Source organism: Alterinioella sp. (genome assembly GCF_058343375.1).
The window spans coordinates 24,824-30,823 of record NZ_JBTUJH010000073.1 but is presented as its reverse complement, the minus strand read 5'-3'; the positions used below and the strand labels follow the sequence as shown (position 1 = coordinate 30,823).

Here is a 6,000-nt window from a genome sequence, read left to right as displayed (position 1 = left end):
CGCTGAGATGAAGGCAAATCAGCGTCCCTTGGATTTGACGGATTTTCCCACTGACAGCGTTACAGGGCTTTGAAAATCAACCAGATTTACATGCGCCCTGCGCCTTGTCAGAGAAAAAATCTGTCAAACCAGTGATGCAGGATTAATGGGTCCTGACCCTAAGGCGCGGCACCCGATGACGGCTGCAGAAGCGCCCGGGCCGCATCACGGGCCGCCTCGGTCACGGTGTCGCCTGCCAGCATCCGGGCCAGTTCGTCGATGCGGGCGGGCGCATCAAGTGCCACCACAGTGCTCAGCGTCACCTCGCCCCGCACCTGTTTTTCGACCCGCCAGTGATGCGCCCCAAGCGCTGCAACCTGCGGCGAATGTGTGACGACCAGAACCTGCCCGCCCTCGGCCAGCGCCGACAGACGCCGCCCGACAGCATCCGCCGTGGCTCCACCGACACCGCGGTCGATTTCGTCAAAGATCATTGTCAGCCCGGTGGCCCGCGCGCTCAGGCAGACCTTCATCGCCAGCAGGAACCGCGACAATTCTCCGCCCGATGCGATGCGGTTGAGCGGCCCGGGCGGCGCGCCCGGGTTGGTGGCCACGGTAAAGGTCACGGCATCACCCCCGTTCGGGCCCGGCGCGTCGGCAGTGATCCGGGTGGTGAAAACGGCCCGTTCCATCTTGAGCGGTGCCAGTTCCGCCATGATGCCCCGATCCAGCCGCGCCGCCGCCTTGGCACGGGCTTCCGTCAGATCCGCGGCCGCCGACCTATACTCCTTTTCAGCCCGTTCAAGCGTGGCATTGAGGTCGCCAAGCTGTGCTTGCGATCCATCGAGCGCCTCCAGACGCGCCCGCAGCGATTGCGCGAAATCTCCCAGATCATCCGGGGCCACGCCATGTTTTCGGGCCAGAGCGCGCAGGGCAAAGAGGCGTTCTTCGGTCTCTTCCAGCTCGCTTTGGTTGAAGCTGAGCGCATCGGCAAAGCGTTCGGCCCCCGATTGCGCCTCGCCCAGTTCGACCATCGCGCGTTCCAGTGCCGCCATCGGCGCGTCCAACGCGCCCTCGGCGCGATCGGTCAGCCCGTCGAACCACCTGAGCGCATCCCCCATGGACCCTTCCGCCCCCTGCCCGCCCAAAGCGTCAATCGCGCGGGCCAGATCGGCACGCATCTTTTCAGCCCCCTGCATCAGACGGCGGCGGGTATCGAGGGCTGCTTCCTCGCCCGGTTCAGGTGCCAGCGCGTCCAGCTCGGCCACCGCGTGGCGCAGGAAATCCTCTTCGGCGCGCATCTCGGCCAGTTGATCCTGGGCCGCCTGCAACGCTGTTCTCGCGCGCGACTGCGCCCGCCACCGGCCCGCGACGATGCCGCGCAAGCTGCCCAATTGGCCGAAATCATCCAGCATCGCCCGGTGCCCGCGCGGATCCAGCAACCCCCGGTCATCTTGCTGGCCATGCAGCTCTACCAGCGTTTCAGAAAGCTGGCGCAGCACCTCGCCCGAGGCGCGGCGGTTATTGACCCAGGCCGTCTTGCGACCGTCAGACCTGTTGACGCGGCGCAGAATCAATTCATCCCCGCCGGGCAGGCCGGCCTCGGCCAGAACGGCATGCGCGCTGTGGCCCTCGGGCAGGTCAAACACGGCCTCTACCTCGCCCTGCGCGGCCCCTGCACGCACCAGATCGGCCCGGCCACGCCAGCCAAGCACAAAGCCGAGCGAATCGAGCAGGATCGACTTGCCCGCACCGGTTTCGCCGGTCAGCACATTCAGACCCGGCTGAAACGCAAGTTCCAGCCGGTCGATGATCAGCATGTCCCGGATTTCGAGGCTGCGCAGCATCCCCCTGCCCCCTGATTGGCCCCTATAGCGATTCGGGTTGAACTCGAATCGCGATACACTGCCTGTCGCCAATGCCCGAACGCGCATTGCGATGGATTTTGTCTCAGGTAAGACCCGAAACGCCTTAGAGCCATTCCCCACGCACGGTTTGCTGCCAGATCTCTCTGAGCCAGCTTTCACCGGCGGCTTCCGGTGCCAGATTCTGATTGTTCAGAATACGGAAGGCATCATCATAGAAGGGCGAGCCCTGGAAGTTGTATCCCAAAATGGCGGCTGCGGTCTGTGCCTCAGTGGTCAGGCCAAGCGCCAGATATGATTCGACCAGCCGCAGCAATGCCTCGGGGGTTTGGCTGGTGGTCTGGAACTGTTCGACCACGACGCGGAACCGGTTGATCGCGGCGGTGTAATTCTGACGACGCAGGTAATAGCGCCCGATCTCCATCTCTTTTCCGGCCAGATGGTCAAAGGCCAGATCAAATTTGAGAATCGCAGAGGCGGCATATTCGCTGTCGGGGTAGCGTTCGATCACCACGCGCAGCGCTTGCAGCGCCTGGAAGGTCAGGCCCTGATCACGACCGACCTGGTCGATCTGGTCATAATAGCTGAGTGCCAGAAGATATTGCGCATAGGCCGCATCCTCGGAGGCCGGGTAGAAATCGAGATAGCGCTGCGCCGAGGCGCGCGAATTTTCATAGTCCCGGTCCGTATGATAGGCAAAGGTTGCCATGATCAGCGACCGCTGCGCCCATTCCGAATAGGGGTAGAGGCGTTCGACCTCGATAAAGAGGGCTGCCGCATCATCGGGCTGTCCGGCCTCAAGCTCAGCCTCGGCGCGTTCAAAGATTGTTTGCGGGCCAAGCTGTTCCAGCGCCACCTCGCGATTACGCTCGCGCGCGGCCGCGCAAGCCGACAGCGTCAGAATGAGGGCCAGTGCAAGGCCCGTCTTCCCCCCCGATCTCAGCAATCCAAGCCCGCGTGCCATCGCCTGCAACCCCATGCGTCAAATGCGGCAGGCTTTCACGCCCGCCCTGTCTGATATCGGTCCTAGCACATTAATTCTGAGGGCAAAACGCCTGAATTGATGCCTTTTGCGCTTAGGCAACTGCAGCCAGGTCTTCGGGGTGCAGATCGACCCCGGGCAGACGCGCCCGTTGCTGCGCGTTGCATTCCACCGACTGCCAGGCCTCCGGCGTCGCGAAAAGCGTGCGCAATAGCTGGTTGGTCAGCATATGACCGGCGCGGTGGCCTTCATATTCGGCCAAGAGCGGCGCGCCCGCCAGCGCCAGATCGCCAAGCGCGTCCAGCATTTTATGGCGCACCGGTTCATCGGCGTGGCGCAATCCGCCGGGGCTGGTGACGACATCGCCATCCACGACCACGGCATTTTCGCCGGGCACGCCGCCAAGCGCCAGACCATTGGCCTGCATGGCCTCGACATCGGATTGAAGACAAAAAGTGCGGCTGTCGCACAGTTCGCGCACGAAACGCCCGTTGGCCAGGTCCATCTCGCGCATCTGGTAGCCAATGGCGCTATCGGTAAATTCAATGGCAAAGCGCATTTTCAGACCGGTCGAAGGCCGCAGCGTCGCGACTGCATCGCCGGCCCGCACCGTCACCGGTTTCAGCACTTCGATGGCAAAGATCGGCTCACCCTGATCCTGCACGCCGCGCGCCAGAATGCCGCGCACGAAATGCGCCGCCGAGCCATCCATGATCGGCACTTCCGGCCCGTCGATCTGGATCATCGCGTTATGGATGCCACAGCCCGAAAGCGCCGCCATCACATGTTCGACGGTCGACACTTCAACACCGGACTCATTGCGCAGCTTGGTGCAGAGCTGGCTTGGCGGCACCCTGTCATAGCGCGCCGCGATCAGATTGTCGGCATTGCCCACATCGCTGCGGCGAAACCATATCCCGAAAGACGCGGCCGCAGGCTGGATGACCATGCGCACAGGACGCCCGGAATGAAGGCCTATTCCGGTGAACTGAACGGCGGATCTGAGTGTTGCCTGCACGTGGCACCCCTGAGCTTGTTTCCTGTCACTGAACGGGTATTGGCCCTGATTGGCCTGTCCTGTTCAGCAGCGCGCCTGCGATCTGTTTCCGCAAACACCACTGGAGATGCCTACCCGCCTCGGGCTGTAATCACAATTCAACCTTTGTGACGTGCTGCAACAAAGCGGAAAACTGTCGGCAAATTCTTGCCACTATAGAACTTCTCGCAATAGCCGAGACAGGGTGCATCGCGTGACGCGTTGAAATCCTTGATTTCAGGCAGCGTTAAGGGATTCAGGTTTTCCGAGACGTGCTTTATGCAACAGGTATCCCCGCAACGCCCTGATCCCAAAAGAAAACGACCAGCGCTTGGGCTGGTCGTTCCCGTGCGTTGATCTCGGATCTTCAGTTGGCCTGGCGGCGCAGGAAGGCGGGGATTTCAATCCGCTCCTGTTCGGGGTCGACGGCGACATCCTCTGCCGGTGCCGGGGCCGACATGGCGGGCTGGCGGCGCGGTTGCGCGGCCGGCGCTTCCTCGGAATGGCCTGTCATACGGTTTATCAGCGAATTGATTCCAAAGGGTTTGCGGGTGCCTTGATCCTCGGCGGCAGGCTGCGGCGCGGCGTCGGCGGCCCGCTGCGGATTGTCACGCGCGATGGCATTTTTAAGCCGTGTCAGGGTTTCCGGCGACGGCGATCCAAGACGCGAGCGCGGGGCCATATACTCAGACGCTTCCGGTTCGGCGGCGGCTTGCGGTGCGGAAGCAGGAGCCGTGCTGAAAGCCGGTTCGGCCTGCGGCTGATAGGCCGGGGCCGGGATGCCGTCCTCCTCGAACAGATCCTCGGCCTGCTCATGCGCGGTTTCGGGATCCATCTCGTTGAACAGGCTCGGCTCGGGCGCGGCTGCGCTGGCCGGCTCGGCGGCGGCGGCTGGTGCGTCGGTCATTGCCCGGCGCACCGGCGCGGGCATGTCCTGCATCATGTCGGCGGCGTCAATGCCGGTGGCCACGACGGACACGCGCATGCGCCCTTCCATCGCGGTATCGAGGGTCGATCCGACGATGATATTGGCCTCCGGGTCCACTTCTTCGCGGATGCGGTTGGCGGCTTCATCCAGTTCGAACAGGGTCAGATCATAGCCGCCGGTGATGTTGATCAACACGCCCTTGGCACCTTTCAGGCTGATCTCGTCCAGCAGCGGATTGGCAATGGCGCGTTCGGCGGCCTGCACGGCGCGGTCTTCGCCATCGCCTTCGCCGGTGCCCATCATCGCCTTGCCCATCTCGTTCATCACGGCGCGCACATCGGCGAAATCGAGATTGATCAGGCCGGGGCGCACCATAAGGTCCGTCACACCCTTGACGCCCTGATACAGCACATCATCGGCCAGCGCGAAGGCCTCGGTAAAGGTGGTTTTTTCATTGGCCAGCCGGAACAGGTTCTGGTTCGGGATGATGATCAGCGTATCGACGACCTTTTGCAGCGCTTCGATGCCATCATCGGCCTGACGCATCCGTTTTGCGCCTTCAAACTGGAAGGGTTTTGTTACGACACCCACGGTCAGCACACCCAGTTCACGCGCCGCCTGCGCAATGATCGGGGCCGCGCCCGTGCCGGTGCCGCCGCCCATACCGGCGGTGATGAAACACATATGCGCGCCAACCAGATGGTCGACGATGGTTTCGATGCTTTCTTCCGCAGCCGAGGCCCCAACGGCAGGGCGCGCGCCCGCGCCGAGCCCTTCGGTCACTTTGGCGCCCATCTGGATACGGGACTGCGATTTGGATTGTTGCAGCGCCTGCGCGTCGGTATTGGCAACCACAAATTCGCAGCCGTCCAATTCCTGGTCGATCATGTTATTGACCGCATTACCGCCGGCACCACCGACACCGAAGACTGTGATACGGGGCTTCAGGTCCGGCTGGTCAGCCATCGTAAGATTCAGTGTCATAGATTTGTCCGCCTGTAGTGTTTCGATCTGGGTCCGATCTTGGCGTCGGATCGCCGGTTTCTGCCATTTATTGGAGGCGATGCTACCGTGTTAACCCGCGCAGGTCACGCGAAAATTGGCGGAAAACGTCGAAATGTGGGGCGAAAACAAGGCAAAGCGGCGGGATTTTGCCGGTCCCCCCTGCATATAGCGTAACGCGACCCACCCCGCACCATGGATGCGAGGG

4 protein-coding genes are annotated in these 6,000 nt (G+C 62.6%); all 4 read right to left on the bottom strand.

Features of this window, described 5'->3' with window-relative positions; translation table 11 throughout:
- Positions 1 to 158: 158 nt before the first annotated feature.
- The 4 genes from recN to ftsZ all read right to left on the bottom strand — a co-directional run bounded on the left by recN (position 159) and on the right by ftsZ (position 5,774).
- Positions 159 to 1,826 carry a DNA repair protein RecN gene (gene recN / locus ACW8PS_RS10695; RefSeq protein ID WP_491527387.1) on the bottom strand — a complete coding sequence of 556 codons (1,668 nt, stop codon included), beginning with the start codon at positions 1,824 to 1,826 and terminating at the stop codon, positions 159 to 161.
- Between the two features lie 124 nt (positions 1,827 to 1,950).
- Positions 1,951 to 2,808, bottom strand: a complete 858-nt coding sequence (locus tag ACW8PS_RS10690; protein ID WP_491527386.1) for an outer membrane protein assembly factor BamD — start codon at positions 2,806 to 2,808, stop codon at positions 1,951 to 1,953.
- Positions 2,809 to 2,920: 112 nt separating this feature from the next.
- On the bottom strand, positions 2,921 to 3,844 hold the full coding sequence (gene lpxC / locus ACW8PS_RS10685; RefSeq protein WP_491527385.1) for a UDP-3-O-acyl-N-acetylglucosamine deacetylase: 924 nt from the start codon (positions 3,842 to 3,844) through the stop codon (positions 2,921 to 2,923).
- A gap of 385 nt (positions 3,845 to 4,229) precedes the next feature.
- Positions 4,230 to 5,774: a cell division protein FtsZ gene (ftsZ, locus tag ACW8PS_RS10680; RefSeq protein ID WP_491527384.1), complete on the bottom strand. Its 1,545-nt coding sequence runs from the start codon at positions 5,772 to 5,774 to the stop codon at positions 4,230 to 4,232.
- Positions 5,775 to 6,000: the final 226 nt, after the last annotated feature.

Excerpts from the sequence above, each read along its gene's own strand:
- recN (WP_491527387.1), bottom strand. The coding sequence starts at position 1,826 with ATGCTGCGCAGCCTCGAAATCCGGGACATGCTGATCATCGACCGGCTG.
- ftsZ (WP_491527384.1), bottom strand. The coding sequence starts at position 5,774 with ATGACACTGAATCTTACGATGGCTGACCAGCCGGACCTGAAGCCCCGT.
- ACW8PS_RS10690 (WP_491527386.1), bottom strand. The coding sequence starts at position 2,808 with ATGGCACGCGGGCTTGGATTGCTGAGATCGGGGGGGAAGACGGGCCTT.